Origin of the sequence: Methylobacterium sp. WL120 (assembly GCF_008039465.1) — a bacterium.
Taxonomy (GTDB): domain Bacteria; phylum Pseudomonadota; class Alphaproteobacteria; order Rhizobiales; family Beijerinckiaceae; genus Methylobacterium; species Methylobacterium cerastii.
Genome location: NZ_VRUT01000001.1, coordinates 66,237 through 90,845, shown reverse-complemented (window position 1 = coordinate 90,845; position 24,609 = coordinate 66,237). Strand labels below are relative to the sequence as shown.

The window sequence follows — 24,609 nt, the reverse complement described above, 5'->3', positions numbered from 1 at the left end:
TGCCATGGCCTCGGCCTCGCGGACCCGACGCTGGGTGGACGCGTTACGTCAGGGCGACCATCCGGACCGACCAGCGCCGCAGCATCCGCAGCAGGGCATCAGGCTCGACCGGGAAATCCCAGGCCGGTGCGGGGGCCGGGCGGATCGGGACGACCCAGGGCGACGTCGCCGTCTGCCGGGCCTCCAACCTTGCGAGCCTGGCGGCCATCTCCTCGATGAGGTGTTCGTGGCTGGCCAGCCTACGCAACAGGTCGGCGACCTGGTCGACCTCGGCCGGGACGATGGGGGTGGCCCGGGGCGCCGGAGCCGACTGGCGCTCGACAAGCCGTGGGGCCGGCATGGGACGCGGGGGACGGGCTGGCGGGGCCTCGACCTCCTCGACCTCGGGCCCGGCGGGCCGGGGGACGCGCCTCCAGGTCTCGCCGGCCACCTTCATGCGGCGACCTTCCTGGGCAATCGCGTGGATGAAGGCGTAGGCCCAGTGCCAGCGCTCGCGGGCGATGCCGAGGCCGTAGCCGTCGACGATCTCGGCCACCTTGCGCGGGTCGATCTCGCCGCAAAGCTGGCGGAATGTGCCGTCCTTGGGGCGGGCCATCAGGACCTCCGGGTCACGGGATTGCGGAAGGTGGAGGCGGCGAGGCGCTCGCCGGCGTCGGCGATGACGTTCCGGATCGCGGCCTCGCCGTAGCGCTGGGCGGGCCCCTTCGTCGGGGACACCGACCGCAGCAGGGCGATCTCGGCCTTGAGGAGGGTGATGTCCGAGGCGGTCATGCTGCGCGCTCTGGGCCGTAGCCGCGCAGCTCGCGGAACCGGCGCACAAGCCGGGCGAGCTCCACTGCCTTGTCCCCGATGAGTTCGACGGTCGCGATCCCGTCGCAGTCCTAGTCCGTGTCGCTCGCGACGAGGATCAGGGCGAAGCCCCGGGGCCCGGCGACCTGAACCAGTTGGTCCGCCCGATGCGGCAGGCCCTCCGATTCCAGCCAGGCGAGGATCGTCGGGGTGACGGTCGCCAAGACCTCGGCGACGTACGCGGTGGCGGGCAGGCGCCCGCGCAGGTCCTCGACGATCGAGGGGACTGTCTGGCACCCAGCGGCGGCCGGCGTCGCCGCCAGGGCCCCCAGGACGAGGAAGGCGGCGAGGCGGGTCACGCGGTGGGCGGGGGCGCATCAGTCGGCATCCCTCAGGGCTCGGGTGGCCAGTTCGCGCAGGCGGTCCCGGGCGGCGCGGTGCAGCTGGAGGTTCGCCCGCTGGAAGTCCTCGGGCTCCCAGCCCGCGTAGGTCTCCCGGACGATCGCGACGGCGGCGAAATGGGTCAGGCGATCCCCGTCGACCCGGGGCGCCCATGTGGTGGTGGCGAGCTCGTGGCCGCCGGCGACCGCCTTCACGGTGGCGTCGTCGATGCGGGCGAGCGTGAGGTCGTGGCCGCGCATCAGTATGCCCTCCGGCGCAGGTTGCGGTGGGTGAGCCCGTACCGGCCGATCAGCTCGGCCTCGGCGCGACCCTCGTGCTTGATCAGGCGGAAGGTCGTCGGCGCGTGCGCGGGCCAGAGCCGGCGGGCCAGGTTGAGCGACGTCTTCTTGTCGGCGCTGACGCCGGTGCGGGCCTTCCACAAGGTCGGGTCGACCGAGTCCCGCGGGATCGCCAGCAGGTCGAGGACCGCCAGCACCGCGCCGTAGCGGCGGCCGAAGTTGAACCGGCCCGAGATCCCCATGGCCCGGCCCTTGATCCGGGTGATCTGCCCGACGAGCTCGACGGTGGCAGCCTGGGGCGCCAGGTCGCGCCAGGTGTCGGCGAGCCTAACGACGTCGATCTCGCCGTCGGCGCCGATCGGGAAGTCGCCGGCGACCAGCAGCAGGCCGTGCCCGTCGAGGAGCGCCCAAGCCCCATGCAGGCCGGGGTCGACGCCGAGGTGCCGATCCGGGGCATCTCGGGCCGGCCCGCCTCGGAGGCGACGGCTGCGCACTCTGCCGCCGGTCCGGCCATTTTGACCTTTCACGCGACGCGGGTACCATCCTCGAATTCGTCGGTGGGAGTGCTGCCCCGTCGACGGTCCCGTTCCCCGTGCTGACCGTTGAGCCCCTTGCTCCCCTCTCCCTCAGACCGCCTTGCGCTCCAGCGCCGACACATCCGGGAACTTCACCCGCGGCGGTCGCGCGGGAAAATCTGCACGGCCCGGGCCGCTCGGGACGGCCGCGGCTGGGACGAGGGCATCGTCGCACCGTCCTCGAAGGCGCTCTCCAAGCAGATCGCCGAAGCCGAGATCGAGTACCAGGGGCAGCTCAGGTTCTCCGGCCGTCGGGGCAACGCCAACGTCACCGGCATTGGGGCGGCGTCCCTGGACTACGACTTTTACAAGCCGGGGTTGCCCTACGCCCATTTGTCGGCCGAGGAAGTCGCGGCCCTGCTCATCGAGACCTACGACAAGGCTGGGATCCCGCGGCTCTCGCTCGTTCCCGACAGCGGACAGGGATGCTACGGATCCTGGCTGTTCACCACTCAGATGGACGGCAAGGCCCTGCCGCGATGGCAACTCGCCATGCAGGGCCTGCGCGGCCCGACACTCGACAATGACGGCAACGTCCCGAAGGCGCGCCCCCGGAAAGACAAGGACGGCAACCTCGTCGAGGCCAAGGTCGACCCCAAGGTCGAGGCGTTCAACGCCCGGATGCTGCAGGTCTGGCGCCTCCATCGCGACCTCGGCCTCGACACCGGCGCCATCGACCCGGCGCGCGTTCTAAAGATCATGGGCACGGTCCACCGCGAGACGGGGCGCATGTCCAGGATGGCGTGGCCATCCTCGTGGGAGGACGTCGAGCGCGTCGATTTCGACGCCTGGTGCGACGCCCTGATGCCCTACACGCGGGCCGAGATGCGCCAGATCAGGAAGGACCGGCAGGCCTGGAAGGCCGAGAACCCGGACTACGTGCCGCCCGTCCGCAAGCCGCGCCAGGTCCTCAACGGCACGAAGTGGTGCCTGATCGGCGAGGACCTCGACCGCCTACTCGACCATCGCGGGCAGGGCTGGTTCGAGCAGCACAAGACGCGCGACTGGTGGGTCATGTTCCGGTCCATCGCCATCGCCATGACCGAGGGAGGCACAGCCCTGGAATGGGCCCAGCGGCTAGCACCCCGCATCGGCCTGCCGGTAGCCGAGGTCGCCTCGTCCCTCAAGGGCGTCGAGAACGGCATCCGCGCCCACGATGCGGGGCAGCGCAAGGACTGGAAGGGAACCGCCGACCGCCCCGCGTTCTACGACTACAGCTACACGACCGTCGCCGGACGGCTCCTCGTCGACGCCGGCGTGGCTTCGGACTTCGGGTTGCTCGTCGTGCGTCCTGACGGCGCCCCTGCGCGGACCCCTGCGGAGCGCCAGAGGGTCAGCAGGACGGCCCGCGACCCGCAGCGCGCAACGAGGGACAGCCAGTCCGAGGACCGGATCGGTTGGGGTTCCTACGCCCGCCTGATGCGCCTCGACGGCGCCACGTACCCAGAGCTCGTCGAGGCGTTCGGCAAGCACGAGGACACGATCCGCAAGGCGATCCGCGAGGCCGATGCCGCATGGATCGAGGCCGAGGCTATCCTGTCCGTCGAGACCGCCTCAGCCCGCTCGGATGTAGACGATTCTACGACCCCGACACCCGAAGGAGTGTCACACCCTATAGTGGTCATAGACCCGATCCTGCCCGCCGCCTCCACCCCCCTTCCCTCGTCGGCTCCGGCGGTTCCTGCCGGCACGGTGCGCGTCAACCGGATCACCCGGGTGTTCGCGACCGTCGAGACCGCCACCGGGACGTGGGAGTGGCTTAGGATCGAGGACTGGTGGTCTCGGGGGTCCGTGGAGGTCAACGCCCGCCTGCTGACGGATCCTGCCGCTGTTTCCCCGGCCGATGCCGCCCTCGCCGCCGCCGCCTTCCAGGACCTCGCCACGGCCTCCGCCAAGCCCGTCAGGACGTCGTTCCGTGCCGACCGCCGTCGTGTCTCCCGGCGCCGTCCCTTGCCCATCCAGCCGGCCGCGCTGGCTCCGCTCGACATCGCGGCGGACCGGGTCCGGGAGGTCGAACTCTATCGGGAAGCATCCGGTGGCGGTGGTCTCCGGCACCGCATCGGCCTTGTCGCTGCCTAGGCGCTGCGGTATATTCTTCAGGCGTATCAGCACGCGGGATGCAGCACATCTCGAACGCCCTCTCGGTCTCCGGGGGGGCGTTCCTCGTTTGAGGCCGCACGTCACGCCATTGTCCCTTGCAGGGGACGGGCGGACACTCCGGGATCGCAACCCGGAGCCCATCCCATGCCTCGCCGTCGTCTCTCCAAGGATCAGCTCGCCCGCCAGCGCCTCCTCGGTGCGGAGAGGGCCCGCCGGTATCGCGAGCGGCATGCCGCCAACGTCTACGCCCTGGAGGCCACGGCGGCGATCGCGGCCGTCGACGCCGCCCTGGTCGATGCCCTAATCGCTGAGCACGTCCGGCTCAGGGACGCGACCGGCGACCGGGATGCCGCCCTGCCACTCCGCGGCATCGTCAGGCTCGCCAGGGAGCGCCTGATGGCCGACGGGATGGCGGAGCTCGATGCCCACGCCGCCGTCCGTGAACGGCTCCGTACCGGCGCCCTGAGCCTCCCCGGGGATCCCGCCCCGAGGCTGTTGGCCGCCGCCTGAGGGGGGTACAATCCGAATCGCCGCGCTTCCGGGTGCGGGTGTGCTGACCTCGGGGCCGGCGGGACAGCCTCCCGGCCCCGCCTTTTCGCGAGGATCCCGTGTCCGGTCTTGACGTGCGCTTCGACATCGGAAAGGCCGTCCGGGACGCGCAGCGCGCCTTCGAGGAGTTCGGCGCCGACCGGCTTCCCCGCGCCATCTAGTTCTCCTTGACCGGCGTCGTCATGGACGGCGTGAACCGGTGGCGGCGGTCGGTCGACACGACCTTCAGCCACCCCAACAGGCTCACCCGCGACGCCGTCCGCTACACCGTGGACCGCGACCTCATCGGCAAGGTGACGACCGTCTGCGAGGCCTCGGCCGCGGTGTTCGTCCTGCCGCTGCAGTCCACATGGATGAAGTACAGCTTCGGCGACGGGATGCAGACCCGCCTGCCCGGCGACGTCGGCGTGGACGCCTATTTCGCCGACCAGACGACGCTGAAGATCCCAAACGCGCACGCGATCTCCTATACCGGGTTCGGCTCCCCCGGCGCCGGCGACAAGGTCCCGTCCCGCGACGCCAGGAACATCGCCCGCCTCGCGGCCCGGGGCTACCAGCGCAACACCGGCACGCCCGGCATGACCGCCGGATCCGCCCGCTGGGGGGTGTTCGAGGTCAAGGCGGGGGACAAGGCGCTCAACGGCTGGACCAACCACCCGGGCATCTGGGCGCGTCCCCCGAGGGTCGTGGCCAGCGTCGGCCGCAAGCGGATCGCCAAGGCCATCAAGGCCGGGCGGATGTCCGCCCCGACGACCGAGTTCAGCTTCATCCTCGCTCACACCAAGCTCGCGCGCGGCTTCGATGAACCGGCGGTGCTGATACTCAGGCGTCAGCTTTTCTGCGCCTCAAAGAACCGAGGCAATCGCGAGAACAACGTTCTCTTGTCCATGCCCGGCTTGCGAGTACGCACCCGGCGGAACGGTCCTGGAAGCATGGCCGTTCAAAGGTGTCGCCGAATTGGTCTCTGACCCGATCCAGGCCACCAACAACCTGAGAGGAAGCCTCATGAGGAAGTCCCTGTTCGCCGTCGCCGCCCTAGCTGCGCTCGGCGCCATCGGCATCGCCGCACCTGCCTCCGCCGCTCCCGGTGTGATCGGCGCCGTCGATGCCACGACCAACATCGTCGACGTCCGCATGGACGGCATGCACGGCCATCGCGGGCACGGCCGCATGATGGGGCATCGTCACGGTCACCGCCACATGATGCGCCACCATCACCACCGCGGCCACATGATGCGCCATGGTCATGGCCATCGCCACCACCGCATGTGATCGTGAAGGGGTCCTTCGGGGCCCCTTTCCATATCTGCGTTCGTCCTTGGACAGCACAAGCGTCGGCCTGACCGCCTTCCCCTCACGGCCCCGAATCGATTGACCCTGGGTCACACGAGACCTGGATCGGACGAAGCCCCGGACTTCATCCCGCCGGAGATCGATATCGATGGCCTATCGCTCCTCGCTGTCGAACACGCGCACCTTCAGCCAATTCGGATTGCTGTCCGGTATGAAGTGCTTCACATGCCGCTCCGAGAGTTGATAGGCGTCATGCGCTTTCTGTCCGTCGAATACGATGTGGAACGAGACATCGAACTCGTCGTCATTATGGAGGTACTGATAGCCGACCCAATGATCCGCATTTCACCACCAAAGTTCCGCATTGAATCAACCTAGAGTAAAACAAAGGCCGCCTCCGAAAGGAGGGCGGCCTTTGTCGTTCCTGAGCGGTGATGCTCAATGCGAAGCATGGGTGGCCTAGCTCGGTGCGCCGACGGTGTCGGCACGCAAGAGCCTGGGCGCCTACCCTTCCGGCGATGCAAGGAGGTTCCCGGAGGAGGGCCGCGGGATGCGCTTTCCGCGTCCTTCGAAGTCGAGAACGAGTGAAGGCGGCGCCCCCTTTCGGAGACCCGCCTTCTGGATTTGTCCACGGGAGGGGTCAAAGGTAGATCGACGACGATCTCCAGGGACAACCTGTCCGCAGCCCACGGAGCGAAGTCTACCGAATGAAGCCGACGGCTTCGAGCTTCACGCGTCCCACGCCGCGCCAAGGCGCCATTCGCCTAACGAAGCCGCATGCCAAGCAGCCGCAGCGCATTGCCCGTGACGAGCACCGTGGCTCCGGTGTCAGCCAGGATGGCCGGCCACAGACCGGTGATGCCGGCGACGGTGGTGACCAGGAACACGAGCTTCAGTCCGAGCGCGATGGCGATGTTCGCGCGGATGTTCGCCAGCGTCCGGCGGGATAGCTCGACCATCCGCGCCACGTCGGCGACGCGCCCGTGCAGCACCGCGGCATCGGCCGTCTCCAGCGCGACGTCGGTGCCGCCACCCATCGCGATGCCGACATCGGCGGCCGCGAGCGCCGGGGCGTCGTTGATGCCGTCCCCGACCTTCGCCACGACCGCACCCCCGGCCTGGAGCTCGCGCACGATCCGCTGCTTATCCTCCGGCAGGAGCTCGGCCCGTGCCTCGATGCCGAGCGTTCCCGCCACAGACCGGGCGGTGCGGGCGTTGTCGCCGGTCAGCATGACCGCCCCGATGCCTTCCGCCGCGAGACGGTCGATTCCGGCCTTGGCGTCGGACCGGGGCTCGTCGCGCATGCCCAACAGCCCGACCAACGCCCCGTTCGCCAGCAGGGCGGCGACCGTCTTGCCCTCGCCCTGCAGGGTGGAGATCCGCGCCTCCTGCTCCGCCTTGAGCGTCACGCGCGCTGCCGCCTCCCGCGGCGATCCGAGGAACAGGTCGAGGCCGCCGACATTGCCGGTGATCCCCTTGCCGCCGAGCGCCTTCGACCCGAATGCCGGAGGCATCGGTGCGCCGGCTTCCGCCGCCTTGGCCAGGACCGCCTTGGCGAGCGGATGCGAGGAGCCCGCCTCCAGCGCGGCGGCCAGGGAGAGGACCTCCCGTTCGGACCGGCCGAACGCCAGGACGTCGGTGACCACGGGCTTGCCCTCGGTCAGGGTGCCGGTCTTGTCGAAGGCCACCATGGTCACGGCGGCGAGCCGTTCCAGCACGCCGCCGCCCTTGATGAGCAGGCCCCGCCGGGCGCCTGCCGAGAGCCCCGCCGCGATGGCGGCCGGCGTCGAGATGACCAGGGCGCAGGGGCACCCGATCAGCAGGATGGCGAGCCCCTTGTAGACCCAGCCGTCCCACGAGCCCCCGAACAGCAGCGGTGGCAGGATCGCGACGAGGGCGGCCACCGCGACCACGGCCGGGGTGTAGATGCGGGAGAAGCGGTCTATCATGCGCTCGGTCGGGGCCTTGGCCTCCTGGGCCTCCTCCACCAGCCGCACGACCCGGGCGATGGTGTTGTCCCGCGCCGCCGCGGTCACCCGCACCCGAAGCGCGCCGTCCCCGTTCACGGTCCCGGCGAACACCGCATCGCCCGGTGCCTTGCGCCGCGGCACGCTCTCGCCGGTGACCGGCGCCTCGTCCACCGCGCTCTCCCCGTCGAGGACGGTTCCGTCCGCCGGGACCCGGTCACCCGGCCTCACCAGGACGGTCGCCCCGACCCGCAGGCTCGCCGCGGGCACCCGCTCCATCGATCCGTCGCCCTCCAGCAGGGCCGTGTCGGGCACCAAGCCGGTGAGACCCCGGATGCTCGCCCTGGCCCGGCCTGCGGCCACCCCTTCCAGCACCTCGCCGACCAGGAACAGGAAGACGACCGTGGCCGCCTCCTCGGTCGCCCCGATGGCGGTCGCGCCGATGGCGGCCACGGACATCAGGGTCTCGATGGAGAACGGCGTCCCGTGCCGGGCGGCCGCGACGGCACGTCGAGCAATCGGTACCAGGCCGACCGCCATGGCCGCCAGGAAAGCCCAGCGCTCCGTTGCCGGCGCGGCTTGGCCGACCGCGTAAGCCAGCACCAGGGCCGCCGCGCAGGCGAACGCCAGCAGCGCCTTCGGAGACCGCCACCAGACCGGCTCAGGTCGTTCGGCATCCGACACCGTGTCGGCGGAGGGGGCCTCGGCGCCGTAGCCCAGGCTGCGGACCGTCGCCGCGATGGCCCGGGCGTCGGTGGCGGGTCCATGCCGCACCGTCAGCGTCTCGGTCGCCACCGAGACCGAGATGTCCTCGATGCCGGGTAGGCGCCGAACGGCGTTCTCGACCTTGGCGGCGCACGAGGCGCAGTCCATCCCGGTCACGCGCAGGCGCGTCGGGGGGCTCTCGGTTCGGTCCGGGGTCGCAGCATCGCTCATGGCGGGTGCCTTCCGCATCTCTCGAAGGCACCCTACTTCCTCCAGCGACTAGAGGAGCAAGCGGAATGAAGCCCATCGCCATCGGGGAGTTGTCGCGGCGCGCCGCGGTGAAGGTCCCCACGATCCGGTTCTACGAGGAACGCGGATTGCTGCCGACGCCGGTGCGTACGGAAGGCAATCGCCGCACCTACGGAGAGGGCGACGTCCGGACGCTGCGGTTCATCCGGCACGCCCGCGAACTCGGCTTCGAGATCGCGGATATCCGAACCCTTCTCGACCTGGCCGGACATCCCGATCGGCCTTGCGGGGAGGCGGACGCCATCGCCCGGAAACACCTCGCCGACATCGACGACCGGATCGCCCGGCTTACCGGCCTCAGGCGGGAGATGCAGGCCATGGTCGAGCAGTGCTCGGGCGGCGACGTCGGGGAATGCCGCATCATCGAGGTGCTGGCCGACCACGGCGAGTGTCTCAGCGACCGGCACTGACCGAGGCCGAAACGCGGGCTTGCTCCTCTAGTGGGTAGAGGAGTTAGGCATCGATGCTTGCACCCTCAGACCGGAAGCCGAGATGACGGAACGCCACGACCACGCCGGACACGACCATTCCGAAGCCCACGCCGGGCACGCCCACGGCCCCGGACACAGCCACGCCCCGGCGAGCTTCGGGAAGGCGTTCGCCATCGGCATCGCCCTCAACGTCGGATTCGTCGTCGTCGAGGCCACCTACGGGGTGCTGGCGAACTCGATGGCCCTGCTGGCCGATGCCGGCCACAACCTTTCCGACGTGCTCGGCCTCGTGGTGGCCTGGGTCGCCATGGTGCTGGCCAAGCGCGCCCCGAGCGCCCGCTACACCTACGGGATGAAGGGCTCGTCGATCCTGGCGGCCCTGTTCAACGCGGTGTTCCTGCTGGTCGCCGTCGGCGCCATCGCCTGGGAGGCGATCCAGCGCTTCGGCGAACCAGCACCCGTCGCCGGCAAGACGGTGATGATCGTGGCCGCGGTCGGCATCCTGGTGAACGGCATCACCGCCTGGCTGTTCGCCTCCGGGGCCAAGGGCGACATCAACATCAAGGGCGCCTTCCTGCACATGGCCGCCGACGCCGCCGTCTCGGCGGGCGTGGTGATCGCCGGCCTCGTGATCCTCTACACCGGGTGGACCTGGCTCGATCCCGTCGTCAGCCTCGCCATCGTGGCGGTCATCGTCTGGAGCACCTGGGGCCTCCTGCGCGACAGCCTCACGCTGTCCCTCGCCGCCGTCCCGCCGGGCATCGATCCGGCCGACGTCCGCGCCCACCTCGAAGGACTGCCGGGCGTCGCCGCCCTGCACGACCTCCACGTTTGGGCGATGAGCACCACCGAGACCTGCCTGACCGCCCATCTCCTGATGCCCGGCGGCCGACCCGACGACGCGTTCCTCATGAACGCGGCCGCCGGCATCAAGGAACGGTTCGGCATCGGCCACACCACCCTGCAGGTCGAGACGAGCGCGGATAGCGCCTGCGCCCTCGCCCCCGCCCACGTCGTCTGAGCCATCGGGAACATACCCGAACGGAAGGGGATGCCTTCAACCCTTGCGACCGGAGGAGCCCTGCATCCGCGTCGCGAGGGATCGGTTCGGTGCTTTCGGCCGCCGGTGGATGAACGGCGGTTTCAGGCTTCGTTCAACCGTCGAAGCCGATCCTGACAGCATCATCCCTTGAGGAACGAGCCATGCGTGTCCGCATCCCTGCCTTGGTCGCAGCCAGCCTGATCCTCGCCCCGGCCGCGGCGTCCGCCCAATACTACGGCGGCGACTTCGACCGGCGAGGCGACGTCCACGTCGACCGCTATCACCACGGCGACCATGACGACGTCGTCATCCACCGTCCGCATCGGGACTACGGCGACCGGGCCTTCTATGGGGAGCGTGGGTTCTATGGCGAGCGCAGGCACCACCATCACCACCACGACGACTATTGAGGCTCGGCCCTCGTCTTGGGCCACCCGGCATGTACGGGTGGCACTGAATCGTTCATAAGGCGACCATGACCACGGGACCCCGGATCAGGGCCTACGAGATGATGCGCGGTTGGTGGGCGACCACCGTCCGCGTGCTTTCGCTCGTCCTGGTCCTGGCGCTCGTCGTCCCCGGCGCGATCCATTCCGCCGAGGCGCACTGGTCCGTCAGCCACGAACTGTCCGTATCCGCACCGACGCAGGCGACCGCTTCCGATCACGCCGATGCCTGCCCGGCCTGCCATGCCAATTGCGGGTGCCATCAGGCCCTGAACGTAGACGGGACGCCCGTTCTGCCGTCCCGCGGGACCGCGCGCGCCTCCTACGCGACCGTGACCACCGCCATCGGATCGGTCTCGCCCGACCGCCTTCCCAGGCCGCCTCGCGCCTGAGGCGACGTCGTCACGTCCGTGGCGCGTCACGGCCGGCCCCTCGCGGGTCCCGGCCCCTCACCATCGCGATCATTCAGTAAGGACCGTCCCCGGCCGCACGCGCGGCGAGGCGACGTCCCTGGCGGACCCGGCCCATTCCCATGCGTGCATTCCTCTCCGTGGCCTTCCTGGCCATCGGCATCGCCATCGGCGGTGCCTTCCCCCGCGTCTCCGAGGTCGTGCAGGGCGCACTCGCCGCCGCCGGCCTGACGAACGCCCGGGCTGCGCCACCGACCAACGCGGCCATGACCAAGCCGGCGACACCCGCAGCCGACGATGGCCACGGTCATGGCGAGCATGGCCACGAACATGCCGACGCCGAGCCCAAGCCTGCCGACGAGCACAAGCATTCCGAGAGCGAGGCCAAGCCCGAAGCCGGAGGCCACAAGCACGCCGAGGGCGAGGCGCATGGCCACGACGAGGAGGGCGAGGGCAAGATCAAGATGTCCGCCGAGCAGGCCGCGGAGCAGGACATCAAGCTCGCCACGGTCGAGGGCGGCATCCTCTCGCGCCATCTCCTGGTGCCCGGCACCATCGCCCAGGACGCCGACCGGATCGCTCGCGTCCCCGTGCGGGTCGTCGGCACCGTGGCCGAGATGCGCAAGCGCCTCGGCGAGGAGGTCGCCAAGGGCGAGGTCGTGGCCGTCCTCGACAGCCGCGAGGTGGCCGAGGCCAAGAGCGACTTCCTCACCGCGACGGTCAAGGCGGACCTGGAGAAGACCAACTTCGACCGCCAGCAGGCCCTCTGGGACAAGAGGATCTCGGCGGAATCGGCGTTTTTGAACGCGAAGGCCGCATACTCGGAGGCGACCCTCCGCGTCGACCTCGCCAGGCAGAAGCTGTCGGCCCTGGGGCTGAACGCGGCCGAGGTCGCGACGTCCGCCAAGAAGGACGAGACCACCCCGAACCTGTCGTCGCTGCGCCGCTACGAACTCAAGGCCCCGCTCTCCGGCCGGGTGGTCGAGCGCAAGGTCGACGTCGGAACCGCCGTCGGCAAGGAGGGCGATCCGGCCGACGTCTACACCGTCGCCGACCTGTCCTCCGTGTGGATCGAGCTCGCTATCCCGACCACGGAGCTCTCGAAGGTCCGGGAGGGCGCCAAGGTGACCATCGTCGGGGGCGACGACGGCCCCCGCGGCGAGGGCAAGGTCGTCTTCGTCAGCCCGATCCTCAACCCGGAGACGCGCTCGGCCCGGGTCATCGTATCCTTGCCGAACAAGGACATGGCCTGGCGACCGGGCACCTTCGTGACAACCGAGGTCGAGATCGCCCGCGACCCGGTGAAGGTGCGGTTGCCGAAGTCCGCCATCCAGACCATCGGCGGCGAGAAGGTCGTGTTCGTCCGGACCCCGGAGGGCTTCGAGCGGCGGGACGTGACGATCGGCAAGGCCGACGACGACGCGTACGAGATCCTCACCGGACTCAAGCCCGGCGACGAGGTCGCGGTGGCCAACTCCTTCGTCCTGAAGGCCGAGCTCGGCAAGGCCGAAGCCGACCACGACCATTGAGGGCGGCCATCATGATCTCGAAGATCCTCGACTTCTCCGTCCATCAGCGCTGGCTCGTGGTGCTCCTGTCGCTGCTCGCGGCGGGCTTCGGCGTGTTCTCGCTGACCAAGCTGCCCATCGACGCGGTGCCGGACATCACCAACAACCAGGTGCAGATCAACACCACGGCGCCGTCGCTCTCGCCGGTCGATATCGAGAAGCAGGTGACCTACCCCGTCGAGACCGCGCTCGCCGGGATCAAGGGCCTCGAATACACCCGCTCGCTCTCGCGGAACGGCTTCTCGCAGGTCACCGCCGTCTTCTCCGAGAAGCTCGACATCTACTTCGCACGGCAGCAGGTCGCGGAGCGGATCGGCGAGGCGAAGTCGACCCTGCCGCCGGGGGCCGAGCCGCACATGGGCCCGATCTCCACGGGCCTCGGCGAGATCTACATGTGGTCGATCCACTACGCCCAACCGAAGGATCGTAAGGTCTCCCCGGACGGCAAGGCCGGCTGGCAATCGGACGGGAGCTACCTGACCCCGGAGGGCCAGCGGCTCGCGACGGAGCTCGAACGCACCGCGTACCTGCGCACGGTCCAGGACTGGATCATCCGGCCCCAGGTGAAGACCGTGCCGGGGGTCGCCGGCGTCGACAGCATCGGCGGCTTCGACAAGCAGTACCACGTCCAGCCCGACCCGATGAAGCTGACCGCCCTCGACCTGTCGTTCGCCGACATCGGCCGGGCGCTGGAGGCCAACAACGCGAACCAGGGCGCCCGCTACCTGGAGGACAACGGCGAGGGCTACGTCGTCCGTGCCGCCGGCCGCCTGGAGACGATGGAGGACATCGGCTCCGTGGTCGTGACCACGCGCGGCGGGGTGCCGGTCCGCATCTCGGACATCGCCGAGGTCCGCATCGGGCGCGACCTGCGCACCGGGTCGGGTAGCGAGGACGGGCGCGAGGTCGTCATCGGCACCGCCCTGATGCTGATCGGCGAGAACAGCAGGACGGTCTCGGCCGCCGTCGACGCGAGGATGACGGTGATCCGGCGCACGCTCCCCCCCGGCGTCGAGGTCCAGACCGTCCTCAACCGGACCCTGCTGGTCGAGGCCACGATCCGGACGGTGGCCAAGAACCTGGCTGAGGGCGCCGCGCTCGTCATCGTCATCCTGTTCCTGCTGCTCGGCAACATCCGGGCGGCCATCGTCACGGCGCTGGTGATCCCGGTGGCGATGCTGATGACCATGACCGGCATGGTCCAGGGTCGGATCAGCGCCAACCTGATGAGCCTCGGCGCCCTCGACTTCGGCCTCATCGTCGACGGTGCCGTCATCATCACCGAGAACGCCCTGCGTCACCTCGCCGAGAGACAGGGGGAGCTCGGGCGCAAGCTCGACCTGGAGGAGCGCCTCGTCACCGTGCGCGCCTCGGCCGAGGAGATGATCAAGCCGTCCCTCTACGGGCAGGCCATCATCATCCTCGTCTACGTGCCGCTCCTCACCTTCACCGGGGTCGAGGGCAAGATGTTCGAACCGATGGCGCTCACCGTCATCATCGCCCTCGTCTCGGCGTTCGTGCTGTCGCTGACCTTCGTGCCGGCGATGATCGCCATCGTCATCACCGGCAAGGTCACGGAGACCGACAACGTCATCATCCGCGGGATCAAGGCGGCCTACCGCCCGGTCCTCGGTGCCGCCCTGCGCGTCCCGATGACCTTCGTCGCCGTCGCCCTGGTGCTGCTCGTCGGCGCCGGGTTCCTATTCAGGGGGCTGGGCCAGGAGTTCATCCCGCAGCTCGACGAGAAGAGCATCGCGCTGAATGCCCAGCGCATCCCGTCGACGTCCCTGACCCAGTCGCAGGCGATGCAGCTGAAGGTCGAGCAGGCGATCAGCCGATTCCCCCAGGTCGCCTACGTCTTCTCCAAGACCGGGACCGCAGAGGTCGCCTCCGACCCGATGCCGCCGAGCTCGTCCGACACCTTCGTCATTTTGAAGCCCCAGGAGGAATGGCCCGATCCGGACCTGTCCAAGGCCGACCTGCAGGAGCAGATCGAGAAGGCGCTCGGGGCGCTCGCCGGCAACGTCTACGAGTTTTCCCAGCCGATCCAATTGCGCTTCAACGAGCTGCTGGCCGGCACCCGCGGCGACCTCGCCGTGAAGGTGTTCGGGGAGGAGTTCGAGCCGATGCTGAAGGCCGCCAACCAGGTCGCCACGATCCTGCGCGGGACCGAGGGCGCCGACGACGTCAAGGTCGAACAGACGGCGGGCCTGCCGTTCCTGGAGATCAAGATCAACAAGACGGAGGCGGCCCGCCTCGGCCTGAGCACGTCCTCGATCCAGGACGTTATCGGCGCGGCCATCGGCGGCCGCGAGGCCGGCATGGTGTTCGAGGGCGACCGTCGCTTCCCCATCGTCGTGCGCCTGAACGACAAGGTCCGCGAGGACCGCGAGGCCCTGGAGAACATCCCGGTCCCGCTGCCCCCGGGGGTCAACGGACGGGCCTCCTCGGTGTTGCTGAAGCAGGTGGCGAGCTTCTCCGTCACCGAGGGACCGAACCAGATCTCGCGCGAGAACGGTCGCCGTCGGGTCGTGGTCACGGCCAACGTGCGTGGTCGCGACATCGGCTCGCTCGTGGCGGAGGCCCAGTCCAAGGTCGCGTCCGGGGTCCGGCTTCCCGCCGGCTACTACGTGACCTGGGGCGGGCAGTTCGAGAACCTGGCCTCCGTCCGCCAGCGCCTGATGGTGGTGGTGCCGGTGTGCTTCTTCCTGATCTTCCTGCTGCTGTTCTCGGCCCTGAACTCGGCGCGTGACGCGCTCCTGGTGTTCAGCGCAGTCCCGCTGGCACTGACCGGCGGTATCGCGGCCCTGTGGCTGCGGGGCATGCCGTTCTCGGTCCCGGCGGCGGTCGGGTTCATCGCCCTGTCCGGGGTGGCCGTCCTCAACGGCCTGGTGATGCTGACCTACATCAAGCAGCTCATCGCGGACGGGCGGCCACGGCGCGAGGCCATCCTGGAGGGTGCGATGACCCGGCTCCGTCCGGTGGCGATGACCGCCCTGGTGGCGTCGCTCGGCTTCGTGCCGATGGCGCTGGCCACTGAGACGGGCGCCGAGGTCCAGCGTCCGTTGGCGACCGTGGTCATCGGCGGCCTCATCTCGGCAACCCTGCTGACCCTCGTCGTCCTGCCGGCCCTCTACGCGCGCTTCGCCGGTGCCGTCGCCCCGAGGAAGGCTTCCGTGGAGAAGGAGGGTCCCCATGCACGCCCCGTCCTGCCGCAGGCCGCGGAGTAGGACGATGTCTTGCCGCCCCGCGCTCGCACTGACGGTGGTGGCGTGGACAGGCGCGGCCATGGCGGCGTAACCGACGGCGGGCGAGGCGCCGTTCGGATTGGCTTGGGGTCCCGTGGACCGTGTCGATGCACCCTCGATGGTCGACCGCGAGGCGAACCTGACCGGGCTGTACTATTTCCACGACCGTCCGCTCGCCTCGGGACCCGACACCGTCGAGGTGGTCCTGGTGGTGTGCAGGGAGCAGGGCCTCCAGCAGGTCGTCTGGGTCGGTCGGCCGCTCGACGGACCAGCTCATGTCACCGCACGCGAGGCCATCCGGTCACCGCACGCGAGGCCATCCGGCGCGAAGGGGGTGCGCCGCTACGGCGAGCCGCGCCCGGGCCTCGCCTCGGGGTCGCTGGTATGGCTCTCGGGCCGGGCTGTCCTGGCGACGCGCACGTTGCCGTACGGCGCCCGCGAGCTGGTGATATCCGCGTCCGGCCCGGACTATGCCGCCTGCTCAGAGAACCACCGCACCGCCACGGGCCACCCCGCCGGCGCCCACATGGCGGACCTGATCGGCGGGATGGTCCCGTGATCGTGCCGATCCGTCACGGCCAGCGGCGCTCCTCCTCGACCCATGGAGCCCATCGGCATGGGACCAGGGGGCGATGACCGGCAAGAAGCTCGCCCGGCAGATCGGGGAATTCGGCGGCGGAAGCAGGCGCCGACGCAAGGTCAGGCCGCATGTCCTGAGGGCGGCGCGACGGTCATTCCTGATGTCGGCGATGGCCATCGCCGTCGTGCTTGCGGTCTACTGCTGTTTCTACGTCCCACGGTGACGAAACTCGACCGCGGCGCCGATTGCCCCCGCGCCGGCTCAACCGTGTCCATGGCGATGATGCAGGTCGGGGTAGTGCACGTGCTTGTGCCGCATCGGCTGGTGGCGATGCCAGTGGGAGTGGGGCTCGGTCACGGGACCATCGTGGTCATGGTGGTGATGTTCGTCGTGCACGTGCCCATGCTCATGGCCTATCGCCTCGTGCGAATGCTCGTGGTCGTGCCGTTCCGCGAGGTGCAGCCAGAGGCCGACCCCCATCAGGAGCGCGGCGACGACGAGTTGCGGGGTCACTGGTTCCGGCAACAGGACCAAGGCTACGACGGCCCCGATGAACGGGGCGAGCGAGAAGTAGGCCCCCGTCCGCGCGCTGCCGAGATGGCGCAGCGCGAACACGAACAGCACCAGGCTGACGCCGACCCCGAGGAACCCGACGACGGCCGCGAAGCCGATCATGCCGGGCGGCGGCAGGCTGGCACCGCGTGCGAGGGCCATGGCGAGGTTGGCGCCCCCGGCGACGAGCCCCTTGGTCAACGCGATCACGACCGGATCGGCGGAGGACAGCTTGCGGGTCAGGTTGTTGTCGACGCCCCAGGCAAGGCAGGCCAGCGCGATCAGGCCGCCGCCCGCGTCGAGGTGGACGCCCTGGCCCTGCCACGACAACGCGACGGCGCCGGCGAGGATGGCCGCCGCGCCGAGCAGGAGGCGGCGGTCCACGTTCTCGCGGAACACCACCCAGGCGATGCCCATGGTCGCCAGCCCTTCGAGGTTGAGCAGGAGCGAGCCCGAGGCCGCCGACGTCCGTGCCAGCCCCAGCATCAGCAGCAGGGGACCCGCCACGCCCCCGAACAGCACCACCGCGAGCAGCCACGGTGCGTCCGACCTGCGCAGGGGGGCCTCCGGCGCCTCGATCCGGAGGGCGGACCGGCTGCCGTGGACGGCGGCGAGGCCGACGCCCGCACCAAGATACAGGAGGCCGGCCAGCGCCTGCGGGTCCACTGAGCCCAACAGGAGCTTGGCGAAGGGGGCCGAAGCACCGAACAGGACGGCGGATGCCAGTGCCAGCGGCACTCCGGGCCAGCGGTGCGCGTGACGATGGGCTTGCTCGAACATGCCGCACGATAGCACCGACGAAGGATGCCGTATCCGTCCTGTGATACCGTTCCATCGAAGCCAAGACCGCCCGCAGCGGCGCGAGCACATGCCTTTGGTCGCGCTAAGTTGCCCCAAGTTGTCGAGTAGCAGTTAGATCTAACGCTCGGTACCGACTGCACCCGACCCAACCCAGCCGCATGGATTGCCCGGCGCTTCCTGAAAGCGGCCATTCGTCGGCCGTCCGGCAACTTTGGCTGAGGGTGGCAAGCGGACTCCGGCCTTGCGTCCGTAAGCGGACGTTCCGCAACCGACCCTACTCGGTCATAGAAGCAAGCCAATGGAGGCCTTGAAAGCAGACGTTGCAGCTGGACGCGCGCTGCGAACGCATGCTCTCGGATTCCCGCTTCCCGCGCTCGTGAGGCCGCCCGTTCAATCCACAGTCTGCATCTGGACGACGCCGCCGAGTTCACCGGGCTTGCCCGAGACCACCACGAGGTAGCGCCGGCTCGCGCCGGCATCCGTGCGGGTGATCTGGCGGATCGGGCCGATCGCGTTGACGATGGCCGCGCCGGCCGGGTTGGTCATGAAGGCGGCGAGCGGCTCCAGGCCTGCGGCCCCCTTCGGATCGGCGGCCAGCGCCAGCACGAACGGCATCTTCGAGGGCAGTCCCGTTACCGCGGCCTGCAGCGTCTGCAACACGCCCTGGTCGAACAGGGTGACCTGCGTCGCCGGCTTGCCATCGGTACCCGCGAGCGTCAGCGCGCTGGTCTTGCCGGCTGCGCCCAGCGCTTGGAGGTTTTGCATTCCGTCGCCCTCCGGCACGGCGTTCGGGACGTAGGCGACGCCCTGCGGACCCTGCCCGATCGGCACCTCGGCGATCACCGTGTTCGACGCGGTGTCGATCACCGCCGCCTTGTCGGCGTTCTCCAGGCCGACATAGACGCGGCTGCCGTCGCCCGAGGGCCAGAGCCCGTGCGGTAGGGCGCCGGTCGGAATGGTGGCGACCTGGGTGAAGTCGTCGGTGCGAAACACCTTGACCTGGTTCAGGCCGCCGATCGTCACGTAGGCGAACTGGCCGGCCTTGGTCGAGACGATGTTGACGTGGTTGGTGATCGGCCCGGTCTCGATCGTCTTCAGCGGCGCGAATGGCGGCGTCGCAGAGAACACCTGGGTCCGGCCGACATCCTTGAGGGTGAACCACACCTGCTTGCCGTCCGGTGTCGCGGCGATGTCGGGGCAGAACGGGCTCTCCTGCTTCACGCGCCCGACGATGGAGTGGGTCTTCGTGTCGATCACCACCGTCTCGGGGCTGAAGCTGGAGCAGACATAGCCGTAGGCGCCGTCCGGCGAGAAGATCGTCATGCCGGGCCCGTTCGGCACGGTGATTCGGCGCGTCTCCTTGGCGGTCGCGGCATCGAGCACGGCGATGTAGTCCTCGCCGCGCACGCTCACCCAGACCTCTCGGCCGTCCGGCGTGAAGAAGGCCTCGTGCGGCGCGCGGCCGACATAGGCGGTGTGGCGGACCGTGTTGGTCGCCGTGTCGATGAAGCTCACGGAGTTCGAGCCGATCGAGACCGCGAGCAGCGTCCTGTGGTCGGGCGAGAAGCCCATGCCGTGGACGAGGAGCTGGCCGCGATAGAGCGGGCTCAGGTTCATCGGCGTCGGGTCGCCGAGCCGGATCACGCCGAGCAGGACGTTGGCGGCGGGATCGACCACCGAGACCGTGTTGGAGAACTGGTCCGACGTATAGAACCGGTCCCTGCCGCTGACCGGCACGTCCGGTGCAAAGGCTGCACCCGGGGCCTGCCCGGCGAGAGCCGAGCCGGAGAGCATCGCGAGCGCGAGGAGGGTGAGGGCGGTCTTCATCGGCAGATCTCCGAAGGCATCTCGGCGGCAGGGGCCGTGCCATGGTGGTGAAGGTGGGTGGCTGCGGCAGACGAATCCGGCGCGGGAGGGAGATCGGCGAGCGCCCGGCGCATCACCGCGATCTCCTGGCCCTGTTCGACGATGATCCCCTGCGCGAGGCGGCGCAGGACCGGATCCTTGCCGTAGAGCAGCTCTGCCTGGGCCATCGCGATCGCGCCCGCGTGGTGCGGGATCATCATCGCAGCGAAGTCGCGGTCCGGATCGCCCGAGGGCGGGACCATCATGTCGGCATGCATCCGCGTCATCGACTGCGCCATCATCGCGTCGAAGGACGCGGAGACGATGGCCGGCGGCTCGGCGGCGGCCAGCGTCGGGGGCATCATCATCCGGCCGCCGACGAGGCCGCCGGCCATCACGGCGGCCGTGAGCGCAAATCCCAGTGCTCCGCGCATGGGCCGTCCTCCTCGTTCGTTGTCGATGGGAGAGATGCCGGGGAAACGGCTTTATTCCCTGGCCGGGGACGAATTGGTGGCCCTGCCGATGTGATCGATCTTTTCCAAATGTCAGTGGAATAGACGCGCCCGTTCGGCATCTCTCCCGATGCGGTCATGGTAGACCGCCGGAGACCTCACTCATGCGCACCATGCTGATCCGCGCCGCCTTTGCGGCCTTCGCCTTCTCCGCCGTCGCCGCCCAGGCCGCTGCGCCTGCGATAACGGCCGAGACTGCCAAGGGGCCGGCGCTCGTCGATTCCAAGAGCATGACCCTCTACACTTTCGACAAGGACATGGGCGGCAAGTCGATGTGCAACGGCCCCTGCGCCGCCAACTGGCCGGCACTGATGGCCGCCTCCGGCTCGGCTGCTAGTGGCGACTGGACGATGGTGACGCGGGACGACGGCACGATGCAGTGGGCCCACAAGGGCAAGCCGCTCTACACCTTCGCCAAGGATACGAAGCCCGGCGACATCACCGGCGACGGATTCCTCAACGGTGCATGGCACATCGCCAAGCCCTAATCGGTAAAGCCTCGTGGACGAGATCGCCGCCCTCATCGAACCGCAGATCCTAGCGTTGCGGCGCTACGCAGTCGCACTGTTGCGGGACCGCGAAGCGGCGGACGACCTCGTCCAGGACACTTTGGAGCGGGCGTTGTCCGCCTGGTCCGGACGTCGCCGCGACGGCGACCTGCGAGCCTGGCTGTTCACGATCGAGCGCAACCTGTTCCTTGGCACTGTTCGACGCCGGGGCCGGCGCGGCATCGATGTCGGCGCTGAGGCTTTGGAGCAGGTGCCCGATCCGGGTGCCGACCCCGAGGCCGCTATGGGGGCACGCGACGTGCTCACCGGGCTCGACACCCTGCCCGAGGAGCAGCGCTCGGTGCTGCTCCTCGTCGCGGTCGAGGATCTGTCTTATGCCGAGGCGGCCCAGGTGCTCGGGGTACCGCTCGGCACGGTGATGTCGCGGTTGAGCCGGGCCCGGACGCGGATGCGCGGTTTTCTGGAAACTGGCCGGACCGGACTCTTGAGGAGGGTGAAATGAGCGGGGATCCGCGCCCGGTCGGCGAGGACGACCTCCACGGCCTGATCGACGGTCGTCTCGAACCGGAGCGGCAGGCGCTGGTCGAGGCATGGCTCAGGGGAAACCCCGCGCGGGCGGCGGAGGTCTCGGCGGATCGCGCCCTACGCGAGCGCTTGCGTGCCCGCCTCGCGCCGATCGCCGAGGAGGCGATTCCGGCGCGGCTCCGGGTGGCCAACATCCGCTCGCGACATCGCCCGATAACCTACCGCTGGCTTCCGGTCGCGGCTGCGGCCGTGCTCTGCCTCGCGGTCGGCGGCGCCGCCGGCTGGTTCGGCCATGCCGCGCGGCAGGTACCCACGGTCACGCTCGCGCGAACCGAGCCAGCGACCGACGACGCGGTGGCGGCCTTCCGCACCTACGTGGTCGAGGCGGTGCATCCGGTGGAGGTGCGCGCCGACGAGAAGCCGCACCTTGTTACGTGGCTCTCGAAGCGCCTCGGCCGGGCGGTGACCACCCCCGACCTTACGGCGTACGGCTTCCGCCTGATGGGCGGCCGGCTGCTGCCGGCGGGTTCCGAATCCGCCGCGATGCTGATGTACGATGACGACCACGGCACCCGGCTGACACTCTACAGCCGCGTAGGCGATGCGGATGGCCGCACGGTGTTCCGCTTCGCCCGCGAGGGCGACATCGCCGCCTTCTCCTGGGTCGATGGCGGCATGTCCTACGTCGTCACGGGTCGCACCGACGAGGCGCGGCTGTTGATCGTCGCGCAGTCGGTCGACGCGCAAGTCCGTGGACTGCCGGTTCCGCAGCGGCAACCATGACCCTCGACCAACTCCGCATCTTTGTGGCGGTGGCCGAGCGACAGCACGTGACGCGGGCCGCCGAAGCGCTGAACCTCGTCCAGTCGGCGGTCAGCACGGCGATCGCCAACATCGAGGGGCGACACGCCACCAAGCTCTTTCACCGGGTCGGCCGCGGGATCGAGCTGACTGAGGCGGGGCGCATATTTCTCGTCGAGGCCCGCGCCGTGCTCGCCCGGGCCGAGGCCGCCGAACTGGTGCTCGCCGACCTCAGCGGCCTGCGGCGCGGGACGCTGGCGCTCTACGCCAGCCAGACCATCGCCAGCGACTGGCTGCCTCGCCACCTCGTCGCCTTCCGCCGGGCCTACCCTGAGATCGCTATCCGGTTGGCGGTGGGCAACACCACCGACGCCGCCGACGCGGTGCGCGCCGGGCAGGCCGAACTCGGCTTCGTCGAGGGGGCGCTCGACGACCCGACGCTTGCGAGCACCACCATCGCGCAGGACCAACTGGTCCTCGTGGTCGCCCCTGGCCATGCCTTCGCCGGGGCGACCGACCTCGAACCCGAAAATCTCGCCGGGGCCGACTGGGTGCTGCGCGAGGCGGGATCGGGAACCCGCTCGGCCTTCGAGGCGGCCCTGGGTGCGGCCGGCCTCGCAGCCGCCCAGCTTCGGGTCACGCTCGAACTGCCCTCTAACGAGGCGGTGCGCGCCGCCGTCGAGGCCGGGGGCGGGGCCGCCGTCCTGTCCGAGACCGTGGTCGCCGCCGCGCTTCGGACCGGAACCCTGGTGCGGGCGGCGTTCGCCCTGCCGAGCCGGCCGTTCCGGGTGCTGCGCCACAAGGAGCGCTACCGCAGCCGGGCCGCCGACGCGTTGCTCGACCTGATCGCGACGGCGGGTGCCGGATGAGCGATCCTGCGAAACCCGTGCACCCCGACGATCCCCGGGTGAGGCTCGCCGAGGACCGGACGGTTCTGGCAGCCGAGCGTACGTTCGTGGCGTGGCTTCGCACCGGGCTCGCCTTCCTCGGCGTCGGCCTGGCCGCGCAGCGCTTCCTGCGGGAGGTGCTGGCGGTCTGGCCGCTGAAGGTGCTGTCGCTCACGTTGATCGCCTGCGCGCTTGCCTCGTTCGCCGGCGCCGCATGGCGGGACCGGGCGATCCGGGCGCGTCTCGCCGATGCCGAGATCCCGATGATGCCGCGCATCCTCACCGTCGGGATCGTGGCCTTGCTGATCGCGATCTCGGGCCTTGCGGCCACCGCCCTGCTCTGGGCGTGACGGTCAGGCCACAGTGACCCGTACCCGGTGCCAGGCGGCGCTGAGGTAGCCCTTGTAGTTCCAGGTGTCGTCGGGCGCGGCCGGCTGGGTCTGGCCGGCGGAGTCCCAGGCCCGCACCGCGAGTTCGTGCTCGCCCGCGGTCAGCTCGCGGTCGATCTCCCAGAACGTCCAGGCGTAGGGCGCGTCGGCATCGCGGTCGATCCGGGCCTGCGCCCAGCTGCGGCCGCCATCCGTCGAGACGTCGACGCGGGCGACCGCGCGATCGCTGGCGATGGCGTAGCCGCGGATCGCGTGCCGGCCGGGCTTCAACGCTGCGCCGCGGGCGGGCTCGCAGATCGCGCTGTTGAGCGGCATCGCCTCGATGGTGATGCCGTGGGCGGGGTCCGCGGTCTCGGCGGTCACGTCGGGCGGAAACAGCTTGTAGTCGTCGGCCTGCATCGGGTTGTCGGAGGGGTGGTCCTGCACCGTGATGCGGGCGAGCCATTTCGGGCTGCGGATGCCGGCAAATCCCGGCACCACCACGCGCAACGGATAGCCGTGCTCGGGGGCGAGAGGCTCGCCGTTCATCGCGAAGGCGAGCAGCGTCTCGGGCGCCAGCGCCTTGGCGAGCGGGATCGAGGCGCCGAAGCGTATGTCCGACCCCGCGATACGGTCGTGGCTCTCGAAGGCGACGTGGCGCGGACTGCCCGCATCGATCCCGGCGGCGTGCAGGACGTCGGCGAGCCGCACCCCAGTCCATTCCGCGTTGCCGATGGCGCCGGCCGCCCACGGGTCGCCGGCGACCGGGGCCACCGCCAGCATGTCGGCCCGGCGGTTGCCGGCGCATTGCATCACCGCCGTGACGGTGACGTGCGCGAAGCGTGCCTTCAGATCGGCGACGGACAATTCGAGGGGCGTCGCGATCATCCCGTCGACAGTCAGGCGGTAGCCGTCGGCGTCGAGGTCCGGGATGTCGCCGTGGCTGCGGACGTAGAAGTCGGCCTGGTCGGTGAGGAAGGCCGCCCGCAGGCGATCGAGCGGCGGCTCGGCATTGTAGGGCGCCTCGCCGTGCACGATGAGGCGGTCCTTGCGCTGGAACAGGCCGAGCATGGGGTTTTTGTCCTGCGTTCGTGACGTATCGACGACGAGAACGCGC

General features: G+C 69.9%; 27 protein-coding genes. 17 read left to right on the top strand and 10 right to left on the bottom strand.

Annotated elements, in window-relative coordinates; genetic code table 11:
- Positions 1-43 precede the first annotated feature (43 nt).
- From FV229_RS00445 to FV229_RS00430, 5 genes are all read right to left on the bottom strand, one after another.
- Entirely contained in the window at positions 44-595 is a 552-nt protein-coding gene (locus tag FV229_RS00445; RefSeq protein WP_147750040.1) for a hypothetical protein, read from the bottom strand.
- The gene (locus tag FV229_RS27145) at positions 595-771 is read right to left on the bottom strand and encodes a hypothetical protein (RefSeq protein ID WP_187275010.1); all 177 of its coding nucleotides are present in this window, start codon (positions 769-771) and stop codon (positions 595-597) included. Before FV229_RS27145 ends, FV229_RS00445 begins: the two co-directional genes overlap by 1 nt.
- A gap of 110 nt (positions 772-881) precedes the next feature.
- Positions 882-1,148 carry a hypothetical protein gene (locus FV229_RS00440; protein ID WP_147750039.1) on the bottom strand — a complete coding sequence of 89 codons (267 nt, stop codon included), beginning with the start codon at positions 1,146-1,148 and terminating at the stop codon, positions 882-884.
- A gap of 18 nt (positions 1,149-1,166) precedes the next feature.
- Positions 1,167-1,430 (bottom strand): hypothetical protein, encoded by a 264-nt coding sequence (locus FV229_RS00435; protein ID WP_147750038.1) that lies wholly within the window; start codon positions 1,428-1,430, stop codon positions 1,167-1,169.
- Positions 1,430-1,963, bottom strand: a complete 534-nt coding sequence (locus tag FV229_RS00430; protein WP_147750037.1) for a hypothetical protein — start codon at positions 1,961-1,963, stop codon at positions 1,430-1,432. The genes FV229_RS00435 and FV229_RS00430 overlap by 1 nt, the downstream gene beginning before the upstream one ends.
- Positions 1,964-2,071: 108 nt before the next feature.
- Here FV229_RS00430 and FV229_RS00425 point away from each other — a divergent pair, with 108 nt between their 5' ends.
- The 4 genes from FV229_RS00425 (at position 2,072) to FV229_RS00410 (ending at position 5,965) form a co-directional block, all read left to right on the top strand.
- Positions 2,072-4,123: a hypothetical protein gene (locus FV229_RS00425; protein ID WP_147750036.1), complete on the top strand. Its 2,052-nt coding sequence runs from the start codon at positions 2,072-2,074 to the stop codon at positions 4,121-4,123.
- A gap of 165 nt (positions 4,124-4,288) precedes the next feature.
- The gene (locus tag FV229_RS00420) at positions 4,289-4,654 is read left to right on the top strand and encodes a hypothetical protein (RefSeq protein WP_147750035.1); all 366 of its coding nucleotides are present in this window, start codon (positions 4,289-4,291) and stop codon (positions 4,652-4,654) included.
- 221 nt (positions 4,655-4,875) lie between these two features.
- A complete protein-coding gene (locus FV229_RS00415) occupies positions 4,876-5,661 on the top strand; it encodes a hypothetical protein (protein WP_147750034.1) in 786 nt (261 codons plus the stop codon).
- Positions 5,662-5,698: 37 nt separating this feature from the next.
- Positions 5,699-5,965, top strand: coding sequence for a hypothetical protein (locus FV229_RS00410; protein ID WP_147750033.1), 267 nt, complete (start codon positions 5,699-5,701; stop codon positions 5,963-5,965).
- 785 nt (positions 5,966-6,750) lie between these two features.
- On the opposite strand, the gene FV229_RS00400 is transcribed toward FV229_RS00410, so the two are convergent.
- The gene (locus FV229_RS00400; RefSeq protein WP_147750032.1) at positions 6,751-8,889 is read right to left on the bottom strand and encodes a heavy metal translocating P-type ATPase; all 2,139 of its coding nucleotides are present in this window, start codon (positions 8,887-8,889) and stop codon (positions 6,751-6,753) included.
- A 65-nt stretch (positions 8,890-8,954) separates the two neighbouring features.
- Between FV229_RS00400 and FV229_RS00395 the strand changes: the two genes are divergently transcribed.
- From FV229_RS00395 to FV229_RS27135, 8 genes are all read left to right on the top strand, one after another.
- A complete protein-coding gene (locus FV229_RS00395) occupies positions 8,955-9,377 on the top strand; it encodes a helix-turn-helix domain-containing protein (protein ID WP_147750031.1) in 423 nt (140 codons plus the stop codon).
- Between the two features lie 82 nt (positions 9,378-9,459).
- Positions 9,460-10,419 (top strand): cation diffusion facilitator family transporter, encoded by a 960-nt coding sequence (locus FV229_RS00390; protein WP_147750030.1) that lies wholly within the window; start codon positions 9,460-9,462, stop codon positions 10,417-10,419.
- 182 nt (positions 10,420-10,601) lie between these two features.
- The gene (locus FV229_RS27140; protein WP_187275009.1) at positions 10,602-10,850 is read left to right on the top strand and encodes a hypothetical protein; all 249 of its coding nucleotides are present in this window, start codon (positions 10,602-10,604) and stop codon (positions 10,848-10,850) included.
- 65 nt (positions 10,851-10,915) lie between these two features.
- Complete coding sequence (locus FV229_RS00380; RefSeq protein WP_243971741.1) at positions 10,916-11,278, top strand: hypothetical protein; 363 nt, start codon at positions 10,916-10,918, stop codon at positions 11,276-11,278.
- A gap of 140 nt (positions 11,279-11,418) precedes the next feature.
- On the top strand, positions 11,419-12,825 hold the full coding sequence (locus tag FV229_RS00375) for an efflux RND transporter periplasmic adaptor subunit (RefSeq protein ID WP_147750028.1): 1,407 nt from the start codon (positions 11,419-11,421) through the stop codon (positions 12,823-12,825).
- An 11-nt stretch (positions 12,826-12,836) separates the two neighbouring features.
- Positions 12,837-16,094, top strand: a complete 3,258-nt coding sequence (locus FV229_RS00370; protein WP_147750027.1) for a CusA/CzcA family heavy metal efflux RND transporter — start codon at positions 12,837-12,839, stop codon at positions 16,092-16,094.
- A 112-nt stretch (positions 16,095-16,206) separates the two neighbouring features.
- Complete coding sequence (locus FV229_RS00365) at positions 16,207-16,671, top strand: threonyl-trna synthetase (RefSeq protein ID WP_246687991.1); 465 nt, start codon at positions 16,207-16,209, stop codon at positions 16,669-16,671.
- 73 nt (positions 16,672-16,744) lie between these two features.
- Entirely contained in the window at positions 16,745-16,915 is a 171-nt protein-coding gene (locus FV229_RS27135) for a hypothetical protein (protein WP_187275008.1), read from the top strand.
- A gap of 38 nt (positions 16,916-16,953) precedes the next feature.
- On the opposite strand, the gene FV229_RS00360 is transcribed toward FV229_RS27135, so the two are convergent.
- From FV229_RS00360 to FV229_RS00350, 3 genes are all read right to left on the bottom strand, one after another.
- On the bottom strand, positions 16,954-18,024 hold the full coding sequence (locus tag FV229_RS00360; RefSeq protein ID WP_147750026.1) for a DMT family transporter: 1,071 nt from the start codon (positions 18,022-18,024) through the stop codon (positions 16,954-16,956).
- 411 nt (positions 18,025-18,435) lie between these two features.
- Positions 18,436-19,872, bottom strand: a complete 1,437-nt coding sequence (locus tag FV229_RS00355; protein WP_056217678.1) for a YncE family protein — start codon at positions 19,870-19,872, stop codon at positions 18,436-18,438.
- Positions 19,869-20,324: a DUF305 domain-containing protein gene (locus tag FV229_RS00350; RefSeq protein ID WP_056160290.1), complete on the bottom strand. Its 456-nt coding sequence runs from the start codon at positions 20,322-20,324 to the stop codon at positions 19,869-19,871. Before FV229_RS00350 ends, FV229_RS00355 begins: the two co-directional genes overlap by 4 nt.
- A gap of 182 nt (positions 20,325-20,506) precedes the next feature.
- Between FV229_RS00350 and FV229_RS00345 the strand changes: the two genes are divergently transcribed.
- Genes FV229_RS00345 through FV229_RS00325 form a run of 5 tightly spaced genes read left to right on the top strand, consistent with a single transcriptional unit; the run spans position 20,507 to position 23,474 of the window.
- On the top strand, positions 20,507-20,890 hold the full coding sequence (locus tag FV229_RS00345) for a hypothetical protein (protein ID WP_056160287.1): 384 nt from the start codon (positions 20,507-20,509) through the stop codon (positions 20,888-20,890).
- A gap of 13 nt (positions 20,891-20,903) precedes the next feature.
- Positions 20,904-21,413, top strand: coding sequence for a sigma-70 family RNA polymerase sigma factor (locus FV229_RS00340; RefSeq protein WP_147750025.1), 510 nt, complete (start codon positions 20,904-20,906; stop codon positions 21,411-21,413).
- Positions 21,410-22,219: an anti-sigma factor gene (locus FV229_RS00335; protein ID WP_056160280.1), complete on the top strand. Its 810-nt coding sequence runs from the start codon at positions 21,410-21,412 to the stop codon at positions 22,217-22,219. The genes FV229_RS00340 and FV229_RS00335 overlap by 4 nt, the downstream gene beginning before the upstream one ends.
- Positions 22,216-23,106 carry a LysR family transcriptional regulator gene (locus tag FV229_RS00330; RefSeq protein WP_147750024.1) on the top strand — a complete coding sequence of 297 codons (891 nt, stop codon included), beginning with the start codon at positions 22,216-22,218 and terminating at the stop codon, positions 23,104-23,106. Before FV229_RS00335 ends, FV229_RS00330 begins: the two co-directional genes overlap by 4 nt.
- Complete coding sequence (locus FV229_RS00325) at positions 23,103-23,474, top strand: DUF202 domain-containing protein (RefSeq protein WP_056160273.1); 372 nt, start codon at positions 23,103-23,105, stop codon at positions 23,472-23,474. The genes FV229_RS00330 and FV229_RS00325 overlap by 4 nt, the downstream gene beginning before the upstream one ends.
- A gap of 3 nt (positions 23,475-23,477) precedes the next feature.
- On the opposite strand, the gene FV229_RS00320 is transcribed toward FV229_RS00325, so the two are convergent.
- On the bottom strand, positions 23,478-24,563 hold the full coding sequence (locus FV229_RS00320) for a sulfite oxidase (protein WP_056160270.1): 1,086 nt from the start codon (positions 24,561-24,563) through the stop codon (positions 23,478-23,480).
- Positions 24,564-24,609 lie beyond the last annotated feature (46 nt).